Origin of the sequence: Streptomyces angustmyceticus, from assembly GCF_040701845.1 — a bacterium.
Taxonomy (GTDB): Bacteria; Actinomycetota; Actinomycetes; order Streptomycetales; family Streptomycetaceae; genus Streptomyces; species Streptomyces angustmyceticus_A.
On sequence record NZ_JBFBHQ010000004.1, the window covers coordinates 160,257 to 180,081 of the forward strand.

15 protein-coding genes are annotated in these 19,825 nt (G+C 72.4%); 10 read left to right on the plus strand and 5 right to left on the minus strand.

The annotated features are described in order from the left end of the window. Positions 1-213: 213 nt before the first annotated feature. Together AB0411_RS11620 and AB0411_RS11625 are read left to right on the plus strand one after the other, a co-directional pair. Positions 214-1,665 carry an amino acid permease gene (locus tag AB0411_RS11620; RefSeq protein ID WP_366417069.1) on the plus strand — a complete coding sequence of 484 codons (1,452 nt, stop codon included), beginning with the start codon at positions 214-216 and terminating at the stop codon, positions 1,663-1,665. Between the two features lie 140 nt (positions 1,666-1,805). Further along, positions 1,806-2,693 carry a GNAT family N-acetyltransferase gene (locus AB0411_RS11625; protein ID WP_366417070.1) on the plus strand — a complete coding sequence of 296 codons (888 nt, stop codon included), beginning with the start codon at positions 1,806-1,808 and terminating at the stop codon, positions 2,691-2,693. A 95-nt stretch (positions 2,694-2,788) separates the two neighbouring features. On the opposite strand, the gene AB0411_RS11630 is transcribed toward AB0411_RS11625, so the two are convergent. The 3 genes from AB0411_RS11630 to AB0411_RS11640 all read right to left on the minus strand — a co-directional run bounded on the left by AB0411_RS11630 (position 2,789) and on the right by AB0411_RS11640 (position 6,518). Further along, positions 2,789-3,295 (minus strand): DinB family protein, encoded by a 507-nt coding sequence (locus AB0411_RS11630; protein WP_366417071.1) that lies wholly within the window; start codon positions 3,293-3,295, stop codon positions 2,789-2,791. A 500-nt stretch (positions 3,296-3,795) separates the two neighbouring features. Continuing rightward, positions 3,796-3,987, minus strand: coding sequence for a hypothetical protein (locus AB0411_RS11635; RefSeq protein ID WP_152104511.1), 192 nt, complete (start codon positions 3,985-3,987; stop codon positions 3,796-3,798). 122 nt (positions 3,988-4,109) lie between these two features. After that, on the minus strand, positions 4,110-6,518 hold the full coding sequence (locus tag AB0411_RS11640) for a SpoIIE family protein phosphatase (RefSeq protein ID WP_366417072.1): 2,409 nt from the start codon (positions 6,516-6,518) through the stop codon (positions 4,110-4,112). Between the two features lie 152 nt (positions 6,519-6,670). Here AB0411_RS11640 and AB0411_RS11645 point away from each other — a divergent pair, with 152 nt between their 5' ends. Next, a complete protein-coding gene (locus AB0411_RS11645; protein ID WP_366417074.1) occupies positions 6,671-7,450 on the plus strand; it encodes a VOC family protein in 780 nt (259 codons plus the stop codon). A gap of 235 nt (positions 7,451-7,685) precedes the next feature. On the opposite strand, the gene AB0411_RS11650 is transcribed toward AB0411_RS11645, so the two are convergent. After that, complete coding sequence (locus tag AB0411_RS11650; RefSeq protein WP_366417076.1) at positions 7,686-9,275, minus strand: S1 family peptidase; 1,590 nt, start codon at positions 9,273-9,275, stop codon at positions 7,686-7,688. A gap of 501 nt (positions 9,276-9,776) precedes the next feature. Between AB0411_RS11650 and tdh the strand changes: the two genes are divergently transcribed. From tdh to AB0411_RS11670, 4 genes are all read left to right on the plus strand, one after another. Next, on the plus strand, positions 9,777-10,805 hold the full coding sequence (gene tdh, locus AB0411_RS11655) for an L-threonine 3-dehydrogenase (protein ID WP_366417077.1): 1,029 nt from the start codon (positions 9,777-9,779) through the stop codon (positions 10,803-10,805). Positions 10,806-10,885: 80 nt separating this feature from the next. Beyond that, positions 10,886-12,085 carry a glycine C-acetyltransferase gene (locus AB0411_RS11660; protein WP_366417078.1) on the plus strand — a complete coding sequence of 400 codons (1,200 nt, stop codon included), beginning with the start codon at positions 10,886-10,888 and terminating at the stop codon, positions 12,083-12,085. A gap of 36 nt (positions 12,086-12,121) precedes the next feature. Then, a complete protein-coding gene (locus tag AB0411_RS11665) occupies positions 12,122-13,030 on the plus strand; it encodes a LysR family transcriptional regulator (RefSeq protein ID WP_366417079.1) in 909 nt (302 codons plus the stop codon). 116 nt (positions 13,031-13,146) lie between these two features. Continuing rightward, on the plus strand, positions 13,147-14,514 hold the full coding sequence (locus tag AB0411_RS11670; protein ID WP_366417080.1) for a chloride channel protein: 1,368 nt from the start codon (positions 13,147-13,149) through the stop codon (positions 14,512-14,514). A gap of 8 nt (positions 14,515-14,522) precedes the next feature. On the opposite strand, the gene AB0411_RS11675 is transcribed toward AB0411_RS11670, so the two are convergent. Continuing rightward, the gene (locus tag AB0411_RS11675; protein ID WP_366417081.1) at positions 14,523-15,569 is read right to left on the minus strand and encodes a PHP domain-containing protein; all 1,047 of its coding nucleotides are present in this window, start codon (positions 15,567-15,569) and stop codon (positions 14,523-14,525) included. A gap of 757 nt (positions 15,570-16,326) precedes the next feature. Between AB0411_RS11675 and AB0411_RS11680 the strand changes: the two genes are divergently transcribed. The 3 genes from AB0411_RS11680 to AB0411_RS11690 all read left to right on the plus strand — a co-directional run bounded on the left by AB0411_RS11680 (position 16,327) and on the right by AB0411_RS11690 (position 19,822). Next, positions 16,327-16,554, plus strand: coding sequence for a type A2 lantipeptide (locus AB0411_RS11680; RefSeq protein ID WP_366417082.1), 228 nt, complete (start codon positions 16,327-16,329; stop codon positions 16,552-16,554). 176 nt (positions 16,555-16,730) lie between these two features. Then, the gene (locus AB0411_RS11685; protein ID WP_366417083.1) at positions 16,731-17,537 is read left to right on the plus strand and encodes an HlyD family efflux transporter periplasmic adaptor subunit; all 807 of its coding nucleotides are present in this window, start codon (positions 16,731-16,733) and stop codon (positions 17,535-17,537) included. Next, positions 17,534-19,822 (plus strand): NHLP family bacteriocin export ABC transporter peptidase/permease/ATPase subunit, encoded by a 2,289-nt coding sequence (locus AB0411_RS11690; RefSeq protein WP_366417084.1) that lies wholly within the window; start codon positions 17,534-17,536, stop codon positions 19,820-19,822. The genes AB0411_RS11685 and AB0411_RS11690 overlap by 4 nt, the downstream gene beginning before the upstream one ends. Positions 19,823-19,825 lie beyond the last annotated feature (3 nt).

Here is a 19,825-nt window from a genome sequence, read left to right on the forward strand (position 1 = left end):
GATTCCGGAGGGGGCTGCGTCGCGTCGTATTCGCCACCGTAAAGGTCCCCTCGTTCTGCGCCACCCGTTCGATCAGCTCGACCCGATCCATTCTTCCCCCGGTTTCCCCCCAGAAAGGTTGCGGTTGTGTCCGAGCGTACGTCCCCAGCTCGCTCGAAAATCCCCCACCCGGCAGATCCCGGAACACTCGACGACGACGCCACGCTCCATGCCATGGGCTATCCGCGGAAACTCACCCGCAGATTCCGCGCGTTCGACAATTTCGCCATTTCCTTCACCATCATCAACATCATCTCCGGGATCTTCTCCTCCTTCGGCTTCGGCATGAACGCCGGCGGCCCGCGGGTCCTGGTCTTCGGCTGGGTCGGCGTGTCGGTCATGGTGCTGTTCGTCGGCGCCGCGATGGGCGAGATCGCCTCCGCCTACCCGACCAGCGGCGCGCTCTACTTCTCGGCCGGCAAGCTGGCCAAGCGGCATCAGGGCGCCTGGTCCTGGTACACGGGCTGGCTGAACTTCGTGGGCCAGGTCGGCGGGACCGCCGCCACCAACTTCGCCGCCGCCACCTTCATCCAGGCGTTCATCGCCATGCAGTGGCCGTCCTACGAGCCGACGGCGCAGCAGACGGTCGGGATCACCGCGGCCATTCTTCTCGTCCAGGCGCTGGCCAACACGTACACGGTGCGGCTGGTCGCCGTGGTGAACCGTATTTCCGTGTGGTGGCTGCTGATCGGCATGGTGGTGATCGTCGGCGCGCTGGCCCTGGTCCCCGACCATCACCAACCGCCGTCGTTCGCACTGCACTTCGTCAACAACACCGGCTTCACCCACGCGATTTACGGTGGAATGCTGGGACTCCTCGTCACCAGTTGGACCTTCACGGGCTTCGACGGCAGTTTCCACATGTCTGAAGAAACGGTGAAGGCCACCGTCAATGCCCCCCGCGGCATCATGCGGGCGATCACTTGCTCCGCGATCACCGGGCTGATCCTCATGCTGGCGCTGGTGTACGCGATCCGCGACTACGGCCACGCCGCGAGCGCCGAGGCGCCGCCGGTGCAGATTCTCGTCGACGCACTCGGTCAAAGCACCGCGAAGTTCCTGCTGTTGATCGTTATCGGCGCGATGCTCTTCTGCGGTCTCGCCAACATGACCAGCAATACCCGGCAGATCTTCGCCTTCTCCCGTGACGGTGCGATGCCCGGTTCCCAATGGTGGCATTCGGTGTCCGCGCGCACCCGGACCCCCGTCAAGGCCGTCTGGCTCGCCGCGGCCTGCCCCCTGGTGCTGGTGCTGCCCGGCTGGTGGTCCCACACCGCCTTCACGGCCGTGGTGAGCGTCAATGTCGTCGGACTGTTCCTCGCCTACGCCGTGCCCATCTTCCTGCGGCTGCGGCTCGACGACTTCCAGGCCGGACCGTGGAACCTCGGCCGCTACGGCAAGCCCGTAGCGGCGATCGCCGTGGCCTGGATCCTGATCAGCAACGTGCTGTTCATGCTGCCCCAGGCGTCCCCCATCACCCCCGCCTCGTTCAACTACGCGCCCATCGCGCTGGCGGTGGTACTGGTCATCGCCACCGTCTGGTGGTTCGCCACCGCCCGGCGGCGCTTCCAGGGGCCGGTCAGCTATGGCCGTCCCGACGAGGTCGCCGCGATGGACCTGATCTAGCGCACACCTCGCGGAGCGCGGAGCGCGGAACGGTGACGGGGGTACGGGCCGGCCGGTGCCCGCCCCGTACCCCCGTCACCGGCCCGCACCGCCTCCGCTCGCCCGCCCCCTGCCCCCACCAGAAGGGACGTACCTCCGGCATGCCCCCCATCGGCAACGCCCCCGACCACCGGCCCGCCACCGGCGAACTCGCCGTCACCACCGCCACGTCGGAGGAGTGGCAGCACGTCGCCCAGTGGGCCGCCGACGAGGAGTGGAACCCCGGCCTCGGCGACACGGCCTGCTTCCACCCCACCGACCCCGGAGGCTTCTTCCTCGGCCGCCGCGGCGGACACCTCGTCTCCGCGGTCTCGATCGTCAACTACTCGGACGCCTATGCGTTCCTCGGCTACTACCTCGTCCACCCCGCCCACCGCGGCCAGGGCCTCGGACTCGCCACCTGGCGCGCCGCCTTCCCGCACGCCGGCGTCCGGACCGTGGGCCTCGACGCCGTCCCGGCCCAGGAAGCGACCTACCGGCGCGCCGGATTCGCGCCCGCCCACGACACCGTCCGCTACGGCGGACGCCCCCTTCGCCCCGGCACCCCGCCGCCGGCCGAGGTCGTCCCGGTCACCGCGGCCCACCTCGACGCGGTCGCCGACTACGACCGGCGCTGCTTCCCCGCCGACCGCCGCGCCTTCGTCACCCGCTGGCTGACGGCCCCCGGCCACACCGCGCTCGCCTTCGTGCGCGACGGCACCCTCACCGGGTACGGCGTGCTCCGCCCGGCCAGCAGCGGCCGCCGCATCGGGCCGCTCTTCGCCGACACCACGGAAGCGGCCGAGGCCCTCTTCGACGCCCTCGTCGCGTCCGCCGATCCGGACGACGAGGTCTTCCTCGACATCCCGGGGCCGCGGCACCCCGCGCACACCCTGGCCGAGGCCCGCGGGCTGGCCCGGCGCTCGCACACCATCCGGATGTACACCGGCCCGGTCCCGCCGGCGGAACAGGAGCGGACCTTCGCGGTCACCAGCCTGGAGCTCGGCTAGGGAGACTCCCCGGCGGCGCCGGCCCCGGCGCCGGCCGGATCTGCCGCCGCCGCGGGCGGTGTCAGGGAGTGTCATCGGCGGCCCGTGGGCGTCCCTCAGGCGCCGACCGTGCCGTCGATGGCCTCCCGGAGGAAGTCCGCATGGCCGTTGTGGCGGGCGTACTCGTGGATCAGGTGCAGCATCACCAGGCGCAGCGAGACATGTTCGCCCCAACGGGGCTGGTAGCCCGTGACCTCCAGCGATGGCGCCGCCCTCTCGATGCGACGGGCGTGTGCCACCTCGGTCCGCCAGGCGTCGAACGCCTCCGCACGGGTGGCCGTGGTCGCGTCGTACGCCACCTGGAAGTCGCCGTCGGCCGACCAGACGAGCCCGATGTCCTCGCCGTTGATCACCCGGCGGAACCAGGTGCGCTCCACCTCCGCCATGTGCCGCACCAGGCCGAGCAGGGAGAGCGTGGACGGCGGGCTCGCCCGGCGCCTGAGGTCCTCGTCGGAGAGGCCCTCGGTCTTCATGACGAGCGTGGCCCGGTGGAAGTCCAGGAAGGACCGCAGGGTCTCGCGCTCGTCCGCGCGTACGGGCGGGGAGGGGCGTTCGGTGGTCATGAGGGGTTCCTTCCGCGACGAGGTGGGGGCGGGCTCCCGAACGCTGGGTGCGTGCCGAGGTGCCGACCTGGCGGCACGGGCCGCGGTCGAGGGGATCTTTCCGGGCGCGACGGGCCGCGGCAAGCGGTTTACCGGGATGCGCGGTGGCGGAGGGGCGCGGGCAGGGGCGCGGCTCAACGCCGCGTGGCCGACGGCCGGTTGCTACGGGAGTGGGTGTGCCGGTGGCGGCCGGGGCCCGAGGTCATGGCCGCGTACCGCGGTGCCGGCGCGCCGGGTGGCCTTCCGCGCCTCCGGTCGTGCGGGAAGAACCCTCTACGGCGCGGGTTTCCGGGAAGCCCACCCCGGATCGGGAAGCCTTCCACGGCGCGGGCGCGCAGGCGGCCCACTCCGGATACGGACGCGCCGGAAGCTCTCCCCGGGGGCGATCGCGGGGGCGCGCGTCACTGCCGCGGTACGGGCCGCTCGGTGCGGCGGCCCGCTCGCGCGGCCGTGGGCGGCCGTTACGGCAGGTACCGCTCGATGGCGCCGGGCCCCTCCTCGGCCATCAGACGCCTGGCCCATTCCAGGGTGGCGGGCGTGGGTTCCCGCCCGGACGCCTTCACCAGGTCCTCCGGGTCGTAGGGCCGCTCGCTACCGGTGTACAGCTCGAACGGCTGCTGCTCGGCCGACTTGTCGCTGCCATTGGTCGTCACAGGTCCTCCTCTGTCCGCGCCCGCCGAGTCGCCGGGACCTCGCTTGATATCCATGATGGGACCGCCTGTGACCAGCCGCACGCCATGCGCCGGACCAAGGGGTTCCCGATCTCCCGAACCGGTCAGCCGGTCGGGCGCGGGGCCCCGGGATAGTGCGGCGGGAAGCTCTGTTCCGTCCAGATCGTCTTGCCGTACGGCGTGTAACGGGTGCCCCAGCGCTGCACCAGCTGCGCGACGATGAAAAGCCCCCGCCCGCCCTCGTCGTCGCTGGCGCTGTGCCGCAGATGGGGCGAGGTGTGACCGGTGTCCGACACCTCGGTCAGCAGGGTCCGGTCGCGCAGCAGCCGCAGGTGCAGCGGCCCCGCCGCATGCCGTACGGCGTTGGTGACCAGCTCGCTGACCACGAGTTCCGTCACATAGGACAGTTCCTCCAGGCCCCACTCCCGCAGCTGTCCGGTGGCCAGCTCACGGGCCCGGCCCGCCGCGGCCGGCTCGGCGGGCAGCTCCCAGGCCGCCACCTGCCGGGCATCGAGCTCACGGGTGCGCACCAGCAGCAGGGCCGAGTCGTCGACGGCGGGACCGTCCGGCAGCAGCTCCGCGAGCGTGTGGATGCACAGTTCGTCCAGCGGCCTGCGGTGGTCGCTCAGCACCCGGCCCAGGATGGCCAGCCCGTCGTCGACGTCCCGGTCGGGGCCCTCGACCAGCCCGTTCGTGAACAGTGCGAGCAGGCTGCCGACCGGCAGCTCGATCTCCAGGGACTCGAAGGGCAGGCCCCCCAGGCCCAGCGGCGGACCGGCCGGCAGGTCCGGGAAGTACAGGCCGCGCTCCGTGTCGACGACGGCCGGCGGCAGATGCCCGGCCCGCGCCATGGTGCACCGCCGCGACACCGGGTCGTAGACCGCGTAGAGGCAGGTCACGCCGGTGGCCACATCGTCCGGGCCGGCGTCCGGGCCGACCGTGGCGTCCTGCTCCTCGGCGGTCTGGCCCACCAGGTCGTCCAGCCGGCTCAGCAGCTCGTCGGGGGAGAGGTCCAGCCGGGCGAGGGCGCGGACGGTCGTCCGCAGCCGCCCCATGGTCGCCGCCGCCTGGAGGCCGTGGCCGACCACGTCCCCGACGACCAGGCCGACCCGGGTGCCCGAGAGGCCGATGACATCGAACCAGTCGCCGCCGACCCCGGCCCGGTCGTCGCTCGGCAGATAGCGGTAGGCCAGGTCGACGGCGGACTGGCTGGGCAGATGCTGCGGGAGCAGATGGCGCTGCAGGGTCAGCGCGGCGGTGTGCTCCCGGGTGTAACGGCGGGCGTTGTCCAGGCACACCGCCGTCCGGATGACCAGCTCGTCGGCGAGTTCGATCTCCTCCTTGTCGAAGACCGAGGGCCCGGGCCGCAGGAACGTGACCAGCCCCAGCAGGGCGCCGCCGGCCCGCAGCGGGACGACCATGGTGCCCTCCTCGCGCACCATGCCGCCGGAGGACAGGCTCCGGTACTGCAGCGAGCCGGGCGGGTAGTCGACGCGGTGCGGCCCGCGCACCGGGCCGTCCGCCGTGTGATCGGCGGACCGGGTGGCCACCCGCACCAGGCGCGGCAGGGCGCCGTCGACGGTTTCCGGCTCTCCGCCGTCCAGGACGGACCGCACCAGGTCGACGATGACCAGGGAAGCGAAATCCGGCACCGCGACCTCGGAGACCTCCCGCGCGGTGACGGTCATGTCGAGCGTGGTGCCGATCCGGGCGCCCGCCTCCACCAGCAGGTTCAGCCGGCGCTGTGCCTGGTAGCGGCCGCTGATGTCGAAGGCGTCCTCGCACACCCCGAGCACCTGGCCGTGGGCGTCCTGCAGCCGGTAGTAGGAGCAGGACCACACATGATCGGGCCCCGGCTCGGCGGGCTTCTGGCCGACGAAGTGCAGATCGAGGATCGGTTCACCGGTGGTGAGCACCTGGTGCATCACCGCGTGGAGGGTGCGCGGATACCCCTCGGTCATGAACTCGCCGTCCGGGTACAGCTCATCGGCCCGGGCGCCGAGGAACTCGTTCACCGGCAGCCCGACCTCCCGGGTGTACGCGCTGTTCGCCCAGGTCAGCCGCAGCTCGGTGTCGTAGATCCCCAACCCCACCGGGGACTGGGTGGCCAGCCCGCGCAACATCGCCTGGCGGGACTCCCACATCCGGTGCTCGGCCAGCTCGGCGGCCACCAGGACGCGGGCCGGCGGCACACCCGCGGCCTCGGACACCTCGACGAGCGGGCAGGTGGTGACGGCCATCCGCAGCATCCGGCCGTCCCGGTGCCGCAGCGTGTACGCCCGGCTGCCGCTCGGCGAGGCCTCCGGTACGTGCGGGTCCTGTGCGGGACCGGCCGGCACGAGCGTCGCCACCGGATGCCCGATGATCTCTTCCGCGCGGTATCCGAGGAGCCGCTGGGCCGCCGGGCTCCACCCGATGATCCGGTCCTGGGCGTCCAGGACCGCTGTGGCCGCCCTGGTGACGTCGAGGGGACCACGGAAGTCGGCGTTCTCCGCCGCGCTCCATGCGTTCATGGCATCAACCCAGCCCGGTTCCGTAATTACAGCATCGAGCCTGATCAAGAGCGGCACAACTGCGCTGGTGCCACAGGGACGCGCCCTTGGTGCGGCCCTGCCCCGTCGCTGGCAGAGTGGGAAGGGGCGCTGAGCAACTGGAGGCAGATGTCATGTCGGCCCATGGCCCGGCCACTCCCGTACGTGGCGCTCCCTGCTGGGTCAGCCTGATGGCCCGCGATCTGGATTCCGCGCAGGGGTTCTACTCCGCCGTCCTGGGCTGGCGCTTCCGCCCGGCCAGCCTCGGCGAGGAGTTCTCCGTCGCGGTGGCCGAAGGACAGCCGGTGGCCGGCATCGGCGCCCTGGCCCAGAGCTTTCAGGTGGCCGTGGCCTGGACCTCGTACTTCGCGGTGGAGAACGCCGACGAGACCGCGGGCAAGATCCGCGAACGCGGGGGGACCGTCGCCGTCGGCCCGCTCAAGCTGGGCCCTGGGCGTGCCGCCCTCGCCGCCGACCCCGACGGCGCCACGTTCGGCTTCTGGGAGGGCCAGACCCTGGCGTGGTCGGTCGGACGGGGTGCCGCGCCCGCCCTGCTGGAACTGCGCACCCGGGACGCCTTCGCCGCCGCCATCTTCTACGCGGAGGTCTTCGGCTGGGCCTCCGGGGAGGCGGGCGGCTGCGATGTGACCTACGAGCACGACCAGGTCCTCGTCCGGGACGGGACGCACACGGTCGCCACCCTGCGGGGCGGTGCCGTGGAGTCCGCCCCCGACCCGCGGGTGCGGCCGCGCTGGCACGTCCATTTCCCGGTCGGCGAGATCGAGAAGGTCACGGCCGCGGCGGTGGCCGCCGGAGGTACCGTCACTCCCGTGACACCGACGCCGGACGGCGAGGGCCGTCAGGCCGTCATCCGTGACCCCGATGGCGGCCTTTTCACGGTCACTTCCTACTGAGGGTCCGTCGGGTCCGGTCAAGGGCCCGTCCGGCTCCGCCTTCGTGCCGTCCCCGGCCGCCGCCCGGCCCCGATGCTCTGCCGTCCCGCCCCGCTCTGCGAGGCGAAGTGCCGGAGGCCGTACGGGGTTTCCCGATGCCCCATGCATCGGCCCCGCCCTCCTTCGCAGGGGAAGGGGAAGGGGGCGGGGCCGATGGCACAGGGGGATCCTGGGGAATCCGGGGATGCCGGGGAGGTCAGTTCAGGCCATCACCGCTGCCCGCTCCGGGGTCGCTGCTGCCGCCGGCACCCGGGTCCTGGGCACCCGTACCGGGGTCCTGGGCACCCGCACCCGGGTCTTCCGCACCGGTACCGGGGTCCTGGGCACCGGCACCGGAGTCTCCCGCTCCGGCATCTCCGGCACCGGCGCTCCCGGCACCCGCGTCGCCCGCTCCGGCGCCTCCGGCTCCGGCGTCACCGGCTCCGGCGTCACCGGCACCGCCCGCGGCCGCGTCACCGCCGCCCGCGCCGCCTCCGGCGCCGATCTCCGCGCCCGTGGCCTTCAGCGCGTCGGTGACCGGCTGGAAGAAGGTCTCGCCGCCGGCGGTGCAGTCGCCGCTGCCGCCGGAGGTCAGACCGACCGCCGAGTCGCCGGAGAACATCGCGCCGCCGCTGTCGCCGGGCTCGGCGCAGACATCCGTCTGTATGAGGCCGTTGACGATGTCGCCGTTGCCGTAGTTCACCGTCGCGTCGAGGCCTGTGACAGTCCCGTCGTGGAGGCCGGTGGTGCTGCCCGAGCGCTGCACCTTCATACCGACCGCGGCCTCCGCGGCCTTGGTGATCTCCTTGGTGCTGCCGTTTCCGACGTCGACCGCGCTCTCCGGCTTCGCGCCGGCGTCGTCGTACTTGACCAGTGCGAAGTCGGTCTTCGGGAACTTGGAGTCGGCCACCGTGCCCAGCGGCTGGCTGCCGCCCTGGTCGGCCGTCCAGGTCTTGGAGTCGTTGCCGCAGTGACCCGCCGTCAGGAACGCCGGTGCGCCCTTGACCGTGACGTTGAAGCCCAGCGAACAGCGGGCGTTGCCACCGAAGATGGCGCTGCCGCCGACCGGCCCCGCGGCCTGACCGCCACCGCCACCGGCTCCACCGTCGCCGCCGGCACCGCCCGCGGCCTGGCCGCCGTCGCCGCCGCCCGCCGCTCCCGCGTTGCCGCCACCCGCGGCCCCGGCATCGCCGCCGCCCGCAGCTCCGGCGCCGCCGCCGGCCGCCCCGGCATCGCCGGCACCGCCCGCCGCCTGGCCGCCACCGGCCGCGCTCCCCGCCGCACCGCTCGCGCTCTCGCCGTCGTACCGCTTGAACTCGCCCTGGGACCGCTTGACGGTGACCATGCCCGAGCCCATGCCATCGGTGGCCTTGTTGAGCTGAGCCATCTTTGCGCCGGTGACGGTTCTGTCGGCGAGCACCACGATCTTGTTGGTCTTCGGGTCGATCGACCACGCCGTGCCGGGCACCGAGGCGGAGTCGCGCAGGGTCTGCGCACCGGCCTTCAGCGCGGTCATGCTGTTGTGCACGACCTTGGCGACGGCACCCTGGGCCGCGACGCTCTTGGCGTCGTCCTCCGACAGCACGTTCATGACCAGGTGGCCGTTCGCGCTGTCCAGGTACCAACCCGCCGTCTTGTCCCCCAGGTCCGCCTTCAGGGACGCCGCCAGCTGTGTGGCCGTGTGGGCGCTGAGCGTCTTCGGGGCCGCCGGCTGGTCCGTGCTCGCGTTCGCGTTGGGGAGCAGGATCGCTGCGGCCGCGATGGCGACCGCCGCGGCGCCGGCGATGGCGCCGGTCCGCTTGTTCACATGTCGGTGGCTCAATTCACTGACCTCCAGGGACGCACAGGAACGAGGCACACGGGCGACCGCGGTGCGTCGCGTCAGCACCCGTGTGTTGCTGCCACCCAGTCCTACGTAGCCCCGTGCATCCGGGTCTCACGGCCACTCAAGCTGTGATGAATTCCGACGCTTGCGGTGGCGAACGTTTACACTCCCGCGCCCGCCGGCCGCTGCCCGGCACCCGTTCGGGCGACCGGACCGGGCGGTGCCCGCCGGCCGCCGGCGCCGCCGCCGAGCTGCGCTTCCGGCGGCCTGCCGGCCCCGGCGCGGGTGCGTGACCGCCCTCACGCGGGGGGCCGTGACCGGGGCCGTGCGCCCCCTTCCCCACGGGGCGTAAAGGGCAGCTGTGGCCGCGCTTAAGAAATCCTCGATGGACCGCGCGGCCCGGGTAGGGAAGATTTCCTGACGAAGATCGGGTGGCCGGTACGGGCCCCCGGCAGCGCACACTGACGTACGGGAGCCGTTGCGGTGAAGGCACTGGTCAAGGAGAAGGCGGAGCCGGGTCTGTGGCTCATGGACGTACCCGAGCCGGCCATCGGTCCGGGCGATGTCCTGATCAAGGTGCTGCGCACCGGCATCTGCGGCACGGACCTGCACATCCGGGCCTGGGACGGCTGGGCCCAGCAGGCCGTGGACACCCCGATGACCATCGGCCACGAATTCGTCGGCGAGGTGGTGGAGACCGGCCGGGACGTGGCCGACATCAAGGCCGGTGACCTGGTCAGCGGGGAGGGGCACCTGGTCTGCGGCAAGTGCCGCAACTGTCTGGCCGGGCGCCGCCATCTGTGCCGTGCCACCGTCGGCCTCGGCGTCGGCCGGGCCGGTGCGTTCGCCGAGTACGTGGCGCTGCCCGCCACCAACGTCTGGGTGCACCGCGTCCCCGTCGACCTCGACATCGCCGCCGTCTTCGACCCGTTCGGCAACGCCGTGCACACCGCGCTGTCGTTCCCGCTGGTCGGCGAGGACGTGCTGATCACCGGCGCGGGGCCGATCGGCATCATGGCCGCGGCCGTCGCCCGGCACGCCGGCGCCCGCAACGTCATGATCACGGACGTCAGCGAGGAGCGCCTCGCCCTGGCCCGCAAGGTCGGCGTCAGCCTCGCGCTCAACGTCGCCGGGGCGACCATCGCCGACGGCCAGCGCGAACTGGGCCTGCGCGAGGGCTTCGACATCGGGCTGGAGATGTCCGGCCGGCCCGAGGCGATGCGCGACATGATCACCAACATGACGCACGGTGGCCGGATCGCGATGCTCGGGCTGCCGTCCGAGGAGTTCCCCGTCGACTGGGCCCGGATCGTCACCTCCATGATCACGGTCAAGGGCATCTACGGCCGGGAGATGTTCGAGACCTGGTACGCGATGTCGGTGCTGCTGGAGGGCGGCCTGGACCTCGGCCCCGTGATCACCGGCCGCTACCCGTACCAGGACTTCGACACCGCTTTCGACGACGCCGCCAGCGGCCGCAGCGGCAAGATCATCCTCGACTGGTCCGCCTGAATCCCCGGCCCGGCCGGCCCCGGCGCGGCGCGCCCCACGGCCACCCGTCAGCCCCACCCCGACTCCTGGAGAAAATCCTGATGTTCGACTCCGTACGCGACGAACTGCGCGGCACCCTCGACGAGATCCGCGCCGCCGGCCTGCACAAGCCCGAGCGGGTCATCGGCACCCCGCAGTCCGCCACCGTCGCGGTCACCGCGGGGGGCAACCCCGGCGAGGTCCTCAACTTCTGCGCCAACAACTACCTCGGCCTCGCCGACCACCCCGAGGTCGTCGCGGCCGCCCACGAAGCGCTCGACCGCTGGGGCTACGGCCTGGCCTCGGTCCGCTTCATCTGCGGCACCCAGGAGGTCCACAAGGAGCTGGAGCAGCGGATCTCCGGCTTCCTCGGCCAGGAGGACACCATCCTCTACTCCTCCTGCTTCGACGCCAACGGCGGCGTCTTCGAGACCCTGCTCGGCCCGGACGACGCGGTCATCTCCGACGCCCTGAACCACGCCTCCATCATCGACGGCATCCGGCTGTGCAAGGCCCGCCGCTTCCGCTACGCCAACCGCGACATGGCCGACCTGGAGCGCCAGCTGAAGGAGGCGACCGCGGGCGGCAGCGGCCGTACGCTGGTCGTCACCGACGGCGTGTTCTCCATGGACGGCTATGTGGCGCCGCTGGACGAGATCTGCGACCTGGCCGACCGCTACGGCGCCATGGTCATGGTCGACGACTCGCACGCGGTCGGCTTCGTCGGCCCCGGCGGCCGCGGCACCCCCGAACTCCACGGGGTGATGGACCGCGTCGACATCATCACCGGCACCCTCGGCAAGGCCCTCGGCGGTGCCTCCGGCGGCTATGTCGCGGCCCGCGCCGAGATCGTCGCGCTGCTGCGCCAGCGCTCGCGCCCGTACCTCTTCTCCAACTCCCTCGCCCCGGTGATCGCCGCCGCCTCGCTGAAGGTGCTCGACCTGCTGGAGTCGGCCGGCGACCTGCGCGAGCGGCTGCACGCCAACACCGCGCTGTTCCGCTCCCGGATGACCGAGGAGGGCTTCGACGTCCTTCCCGGCGACCACGCCATCGCCCCCGTCATGATCGGCGACGCGGCCGAGGCGGCCCGGATGGCGGAGCTGCTCCTGGAGCGCGGGGTGTACGTCATCGGCTTCTCCTACCCCGTGGTCCCGCAGGGCCAGGCGCGCATCCGGGTACAGCTGTCCGCCGCGCACTCCACCGAGGACGTCAACCGCGCGGTCGACGCCTTCCTCGACGCGAGGGCCGCGCTCGCCGGCTGACACGGTCCCCGGGACCGTCCCTGCGAAACTGGAAGCATGATCGAAGCACGACGGCTGCACATCCTCCGCGCGGTGGCCGACCACCGTACGGTCACCGCCGCGGCCGCCGCGCTCTACCTCACGCCCTCGGCGGTCTCCCAGCAGCTGGCCGCCCTGGAGCAGGAGACCGGCCACCGCCTGGTGGAACGCAGCGCCCGCGGCGTACGGCTGACCGCCGCGGGCGACATCCTGCTCGCCCATGCCAACGCCGTCCTCGCCCAGCTGGAGCGTGCCGAGTCCGAGCTCGCCGCCTACGGCTCGGGCGAGGCCGGCACGGTCACCGTCGCGGCGTTCGCCACCGGCATCGGCCTGGTCGTCGCGCCCGCGCTCACCGCGCTCACCCGCACCGCGCCCGGCATCCGGGTGCGCGTCCAGGACGCCGAGGGCGACGCCAGTCTGCTGATGGTCCTGGACCGGCAGGTCGACGTGGCGGTCGCCGTCGAATACCGCGGCGCGCCCCGCGCCGACGACCCGCGGCTGACCCGGGTCCCGCTCTACGCCGAGCCGTTCGACGCGGTGCTGCCGCCCGGCCACCGCCTCGCCGGCGTGGCCCAGGTGGCCCTGGCCGACCTCGCCGAGGACCCCTGGATCGGCCCCTACCCCGGTAACCCCTGCCATGACGTGGTGGTCCTGGCCTGCGAATACGCCGGTTTCGAGCCCCACCTGGAGCACTCCTCCGACGACTTCAGAGCCGTCGTCGCCCTCGCCTCGGCCGCCGCCGGGGTGGCCCTCGTCCCCCGCTCCGCCCTGCGCGACATGGACCTCACGGGCGTGGCGGTCCGCCCCGTCGACGATGTCGCCCCCACCCGCCGGGTCTTCGCCGCCGTACGCCGCGGAGCCGAGGAACACCCCTTGCTGCGCCCGGTGCTGGCCGCACTCCGGGAGGCGGCGGCGCCCCAGGGCTGAGGTCCCGGCGCGGGCCCGGTTCACCCGGATGGCCATGCCCCCGAGGACGCGTCCGGCATGCCGGGGAGGGCCGGTCATGGCAGGCTCGGCACGGCGGCGGCGAGGGAGGCGAGGCGATGTCGGTCGGCTCCACCGGTCCGGCGGGCGAGACGCCCGCCACCGTGCCCCAGGACCCGTACGCACTCGTGCGCACCCGCGGATATCTGAAGCTCCTGCTGGTGGCGGCCGTGGTCGGCTTCCCGGTCTGTGCCGTCGCGTTCGGCTTCCTCGCGCTGGTCCACGAGCTGGAACCACTGATCTACACGGACCTGCCGCGGGCGCTGGGCTTCGCCGGGACACCCCTGTGGTGGCCGGTCCCGATGCTCGTGGTCGCCGGCCTGCTGGTCGGCCTGGCCATCCGTCATCTGCCGGGCACCGGCGGCCATGAGCCGGCCGACGGGCTGGCGCTCAGCGGCGCGCCCCCGCTCTCCGCGCTCCCCGGCATCGTGTTCGCGGCGCTTGCCTCCCTCAGCTTCGGTGCGGTGCTGGGCCCCGAGGCGCCGCTCATCGCCCTCGGCGGCGGGCTGGCCGCGGGCGCCGCGCGGCTGCTGGGCCGGGGCCTGAACGCCCAGAGCGTCGCCGCGGTGGGCGCCGCGGGCAGCTTCGCGGCGGTGAGCGCACTGCTCGGCTCCCCGCTGCTGGGCGCGTTCCTCCTGATGGAGGTGTCAGGACTGGGCGGCCCGACGCTGGGGATGCTGCTGGTGCCCGGCCTGCTGGCGGCGGGCATCGGTGCGCTCGTCTTCACCGGGCTGGGGGACTGGACGGGGCTCGGTACGTACTCCCTCGCGTTGCACGACGTTCCCCAGGCCGCCCAGCCGACGGTTCCGGAGTTCGGCTGGGCCCTGGTCATCGGCGTCGCCGCGGCCTTCGCCGCGACCGGTGTACGGCGGCTCTCGCTGTTCCTCAAGGGGCGGGTGGTCCGCCACCGGATCCCGGCCACGATGGTGATGGGCCTGGTGGTGGGCGCGTTGGCGGTGGTGTTCGCCGCGGCCACCGGCAAGCCCGCCACCGAGATGCTCTATTCGGGCCAGTCGGCGCTGGGATCGCTGTTCCGGGACAGCGCGGGCTACTCGGTGGCGGCGCTGCTGGTGCTCATCGTGTGCAAGGGCCTGGCGTACTGCGCGTCGCTGAGCGCCTTCCGGGGCGGGCCCATCTTCCCGGCGCTGTTCCTCGGCGCGGCCGGCGGCGTCGTGCTGGCCCACCTGCCCGGCCTCTCGCTCACCCCGGCCTTCGCGATGGGTGTCGGTGCCATGTGCGTGGCGATGCTCCGGCTGCCGATGACCTCGGTGCTGCTGGCCACCCTGCTGCTGGGGAAGAGCGGTCTGACGGTGATGCCGCTGGTGATCGTCGCCGTGGTCGTCTCCTATGTCGTGGCGCTGCGGCTCACGCCCGCCACCGGCGCCCCGGCCGGCGGCGCTCCCGCGCCCGCGCCGCACCCCGTCTGACGGCCCGCTCAGGCCGGCCCGGAGGCCCGCCGCGGTGTCCGGCCCGTCCGGGTCCAGGTGGCCAACTGGCGCTCCGTCCAGGTGTTGACGATCCGCTCGGCCGGTACGCCGCACTCCTCGGCGCGGGCACAGCCGTAGATCTGCCAGTCCAGCTGGCCCGGCGCATGGGCGTCGCTGTCGATGGCGAAGAGCGTGCCCGCCTCCAGGGCCTGGCGCAGCAGGCGGCGTGGTGGGTCGAAACGGTCCGGACGGCAGTTGATCTCGACGGCCGTACGGTGCTCGGCGCAGGCCGCGAACACCTCCGCGGCGTCGAACTGCGACTCCGGACGCAGCTTGCCGGTGATCTGCCGTCCGGTGCAGTGGCCGAGCACATCGACCAGCGGATTGCGGACCGCGGCCAGCAGCCGCCGGGTCATCGGCGCCCGGTCCATCCGCAGCTTGGAGTGCACCGAGGCGACGACCACGTCCAACTGGTCCAGCAGCTCCGGCTCCTGGTCGAGGGTGCCGTCGTCGAGGATGTCGCATTCGATCCCGGTCAGCAGCCGGAACGGTGCCAGCGTCCGGTTGACCTCCGCCACCAGCGCCAGCTGCCGGCGCAGCCGTTCGGCGGTCAGCCCGCGGGCCACGGTGAGCCTGGGGGAGTGGTCGGTCAGCACGCACCAGGCGTGCCCGAGGTCGCGGGCGGCCCGGGCCATGGCCTCGACCGGGCTGCCGCCGTCCGACCAGTCCGAGTGCAGATGGCAGTCACCGCGCAGCGCCCGCCGCAGCCGCTGCCCCCCTTCCCCCTCGACCAGCGGTCCGCCCGCTTCCTCCTCCAGATGGGTCAGGTAGGCGGGCCGCACCCCCGCGAGCGCCTCCTCGACCACCAGGGTGGTCTTGGGGCCCAGCCCTCTGACCCGCCCCAGCGAACCGTCCAGGGCGCGGCGGCGCACTTCGTCGGGGGACATCGCCGTGATGACCGTCGCGGCCGTGCGGAACGCCTGGACGCGGTAGGTCACCGCCCCCTGCCGCTCCAGCAGGAACGCGATCCGCTCCAGCGCCTCGACGGGGTCCACGCACGACTCCTTCCCGGGGCGCCGGCCCCGCCGCGTCCTTTCACGGTGCCGCACCCGGTGGGCGGCTGCCACCGGGGTGTCGGTGGCGCACCGCGGAATCGCCCATTACCGACGGTTCGGAAGGCGCGGCGTTATGCGGGTATGTCCGTTCTCCGGCCACTCGATCCGTTTCCAGGGAATGGAGCACGTATAGTTCCGATGATTCCGTTCAATGCGTTCAACTCGTCCGATGCCGCCCTTGAACTCCGGGCGAATCGGGCACATTTCATGCCCCGGCAACATTCGGAGCGGCCCGGCGGGAGTGCGCGCCGGAGTTTGGCGGCGCTGCCGTGCTCAGGTGTCGTAAAAATTGGCGGTCTTCAAGGAATCTGCACAACGAATGCGCAGTAGGCACCGCCTCTCCCGTAGGGCATCCCCACGCTGACCTGCACGTCAGCGGGTTGGTGCGGGAATGTCCAGTTCGTCGAACGAGTGGTTACCGATGGGTTGGAACTGAAACTGGAGAAGCTGTGAAGAAGCTGCCACCAAGTCATGGATGCGCGTGCACTTCCGGTAATTCGGTGGGCCGTTGGGGTCCGGATCGGTGGTTCTCCGATTAGCAGCGCAACGCGCCAGCATGCTTTGATCCTTCGCACCGCGGGAGTCACACCATCGGTTCCCGATTTCGGGTACCCGACTGCCGCAGCCGCGGCCGGACCACCCCACCGGACGGTTCGGGCGCAGCTTTTTTCGAGATATTCATCCGAAGGGAAACATCATGAACTCCACCCCCCAGGTTCAGACCCAGGAAATCTCCGACGCCGACCTGGACAACGTGTCCGGTGGCCTCCTCAACGGTGTCGTGGGCAACGCCACCAACACCGTTGACTCCATCGCCCCGGTCTCGGGCGTCGTGGGCACCGCCACCGGCCTGGTCGACGGCGCCACCGGCGCCAACGTCTCGGGCGTCGTCGGCACCGCCACGGGCCTGGTCTCCGGTCTCTGAGTCGCCTTTGTACCGCTGAGCGGTACAGCCGGCTTCGAACGGTGACAACGGCAGGTCGGCGCCCCCTCCTTGCCGACATGCCGGGCCGAGTGCCCCGGATCCCCTGGCTCCGCCCGGGACCGGGGCGCCCGGCCGCCACCCGTCTGACAGACCATTGCAGTTGAGGGAAGAGTGTCGTGCAGTTCCGCCAACAGGCCCTTTCCAAGCTGCAGTCCCCCGAGGAGATCGACCTTCCGGTGCGCTTCGCCCGCCCCCAGGGCTGGCTGGTGCTGACCGTCACGGTCCTCTTCGTGATCGCCGCGTCCGTGTGGGCGGTGACCGGCACCGTGTCGTCCACTCTCGGCGCACCCGGAATCCTCACCCACGGCCAGGGCAGTTACATCCTGCAGAGCCCCGTCTCGGGCCAGGTCACCGCCGTGCTCGCCCAAGAGGGCAAGCGGGTGGCCGCCAACACCCCGGTGCTGAAGGTCCGCACCGCCCGGGGCACCGCCGTCGTCCGCACACTCGCCGCGGGACGGCTGACCACGATGGTCGCCACGATCGGCTCCGTCGTCACCACCGGGGCGGACGTCGCCTCCGTGGAGCGCGTCGCCCATGCCGGCGACCCCCTGACGGCAACGCTGTACGTCCCGGCCCAGAGCGGCGCCACCGTCCCCGTCGGCGCCGCCGTCGACCTCACCGTCCAGTCCGTGCCGAGCCAGAAGTACGGCGTCCTGCGCGGGCGGGTCAAGGCCGTCGGCAGGACCGCGCAGACCCGCCAGCGGATCGGCGCCTACCTGGGCAACAGCCAGCTCGGCGAGCAGTTCTCCCAGCACGGCCAGCCCGTCGCGGTCCTGGTGACGCTCGACGCCGCCCCGCACAGCGCGTCCGGCTACGCCTGGTCGGCCTCCGGCGGCCCGCCCTACGCCGTCGACTCCATGACGCCGGCCACCGCCGCCGTGCACCTGGCCGCGCAGCACCCGATCGATTGGCTGCTGCCATGACCGCCTCCTCCGACTCCGCGGCCCCGCAGGCGCAGCTGCCGCCTCCGGGCCGCGGCCGGCACCGCCCCGAGCCCGCGCCCGGCGCCCGCCGCACCCGCCGGGCCGCGCCGCCCGCCCCGAAGCCCAAGAAGACGAAGACCGTACGCACCCCCACCGTCCTCCAGATGGAGGCCGTGGAGTGCGGCGCCGCCTCGCTGGCCATGGTGCTCGCCCACTACGGGCGGCATGTACCGCTGGAGGAGCTGCGGATCGCCTGCGGCGTCTCCCGCGACGGCTCGCGCGCCAGCAACCTGCTCAAGGCCGCCCGCAGCTACGGCCTGCAGGCCAAGGGCATGCAGATGGAACCCTCCGCGCTCGCCGAAGTGCAGGCGCCGGCCATCCTCTTCTGGGAGTTCAACCACTACGTCGTCTACGACGGCACGAGCCGCCGCTTCGGCCGCCGCGGCGTCCGCATCAACGACCCCGACAAGGGCCGCCGCTTCGTGCCCACCGAGGACTTCGACACCAGCTTCACCGGTGTCGCCCTGGTCTTCGAACCCGGCGAGGACTTCCGCGAGGGCGGCCGCAAGCCCGGCGTGCTCGGCGCCGTGCCCGCCCGGATGCGCGGCACCACCGGCACCCTGCTGGCCGCCCTGCTCGCCAGCCTGCTGCTGGTCGCGGTCGGCGCGGCGGTGCCCGCCCTCAGCCGTACGTACATCGACATGTTCCTGATCGGCAACCAGACCTCGCTGCTGGGGCCGCTCTTCGCGTCGATGGCCGCGATGGTCGCGCTGACCGCCGTCCTGACCGGTCTGCAACAGGCGAACCTGCTGCGCGGCCGCATCATCTCCTCCACCCTGACCAGCGCCCGGTTCCTGCGCCACCTGCTCAGACTCCCGGTCACCTTCTTCGCCCAGCGCAGCCCGGCCGACCTCGTCCAGCGGCTGCAGTCCAACGACGCGGTCGCCGAGACCCTGGCGCGCGACCTCGCCGCCGCGGGCGTGGACGGGATCGTGGTGGTCCTCTACGCCTTCCTGTTGTGGACCTACGACCCCCAGCTGACGGTCATCGGCGTGGGCATCGCGCTGCTCAACGTCGTCGCCATGCGGATCGTGATCCGGCTGCGGGCCACCCACACCCAGAAGCTGCGTGCCGACACCGCCCGGCTGACCAACACCTCCTACACCGGTCTGCAGCTCATCGAGACGATGAAGGCCACCGGCGGGGAGAACGGCTACTTCCGCCGCTGGGCCGGCCAGCACGCCACCACGCTGGAGGTGCAGCAGCGCCTCGGGGTGCCGAGCGCCGCACTGGCCGTCGTCGCCCCCACCCTGGCCACGCTCAACAGCGCGCTGATCCTGTGGATCGGCGGCCTGCGGGCGGTCGAGGGCCATATCTCCATCGGTCTGCTGGTCGCCTTCCAGGCGCTGGTGACCCGCTTCACCGCGCCCATCACCCGGCTCAACGGAGTGGCGGGCCGCATCCAGGACTTCGCCGCCGACGTGGCCCGCCTCAAGGACGTCGAGAGCTTCCCCGTCGACAGCCTCTACTCGCGCCCCGAGCCGGACGCCGACACCCGCCGCCTCAAGGGCCATGTGACGCTGGAGGACATCACCTTCGGCTACAGCCCGTTGGACAAACCGCTGCTCACCGGCTTCTCCCTGGCCGTCGGCCCCGGGCGGCAGGTGGCCCTCGTCGGCGGCTCCGGCAGCGGCAAGTCCACCGTCTCCCGGCTGATCTCCGGCCTCTACAGCCCCTGGGAAGGCACCATCCGGATCGACGGACAGCGCCTGGAGGACCTCTCCCGCAGCGCGCTGGCCGCCTCCGTGTCCTTCGTCGACCAGGACATCTTCCTCTTCGAGGGCACCGTGCGGGACAACGTGGCGCTGTGGGACCCCTCCATCCCGGACGACGCGGTCATCGCCGCACTCCAGGACGCCGCGCTCTACGACGATGTGATCGCCCGCCGCCCCGACGGCATCCACAGCCGCGTCGAACAGGACGGCCGCAACTTCTCCGGCGGGCAGCGCCAGCGGCTGGAGATCGCCCGCGCGCTGGTCCGGCGCCCCAGCATCCTGGTCCTCGACGAGGTCACCAGCGCCCTGGACGCACAGACCGAGCAGACCATCATGGACAACCTGCGGCGGCGCGGCTGTGCCTGCGTCGTCATCGCCCACCGGCTGAGCACGGTCCGCGACAGCGACGAGATCGTGGTCCTCGACCACGGCGTGGTCGTCGAACGCGGCCGGCACGAGGACCTGGTCGCCGCCGGGGGCCCGTACGCCGAGCTGGTCAAGGAGCACTGACGT

Excerpts from the sequence above, each read along its gene's own strand:
- AB0411_RS11620 (WP_366417069.1), top strand. The coding sequence starts at position 214 with ATGGGCTATCCGCGGAAACTCACCCGCAGATTCCGCGCGTTCGACAAT.
- AB0411_RS11625 (WP_366417070.1), top strand. The coding sequence starts at position 1,806 with ATGCCCCCCATCGGCAACGCCCCCGACCACCGGCCCGCCACCGGCGAA.
- AB0411_RS11630 (WP_366417071.1), bottom strand. The coding sequence starts at position 3,295 with ATGACCACCGAACGCCCCTCCCCGCCCGTACGCGCGGACGAGCGCGAG.
- AB0411_RS11640 (WP_366417072.1), bottom strand. The coding sequence starts at position 6,518 with ATGAACGCATGGAGCGCGGCGGAGAACGCCGACTTCCGTGGTCCCCTC.
- AB0411_RS11645 (WP_366417074.1), top strand. The coding sequence starts at position 6,671 with ATGTCGGCCCATGGCCCGGCCACTCCCGTACGTGGCGCTCCCTGCTGG.
- AB0411_RS11660 (WP_366417078.1), top strand. The coding sequence starts at position 10,886 with ATGTTCGACTCCGTACGCGACGAACTGCGCGGCACCCTCGACGAGATC.
- AB0411_RS11665 (WP_366417079.1), top strand. The coding sequence starts at position 12,122 with ATGATCGAAGCACGACGGCTGCACATCCTCCGCGCGGTGGCCGACCAC.
- AB0411_RS11670 (WP_366417080.1), top strand. The coding sequence starts at position 13,147 with ATGTCGGTCGGCTCCACCGGTCCGGCGGGCGAGACGCCCGCCACCGTG.
- AB0411_RS11680 (WP_366417082.1), top strand. The coding sequence starts at position 16,327 with ATGAACTCCACCCCCCAGGTTCAGACCCAGGAAATCTCCGACGCCGAC.
- AB0411_RS11690 (WP_366417084.1), top strand. The coding sequence starts at position 17,534 with ATGACCGCCTCCTCCGACTCCGCGGCCCCGCAGGCGCAGCTGCCGCCT.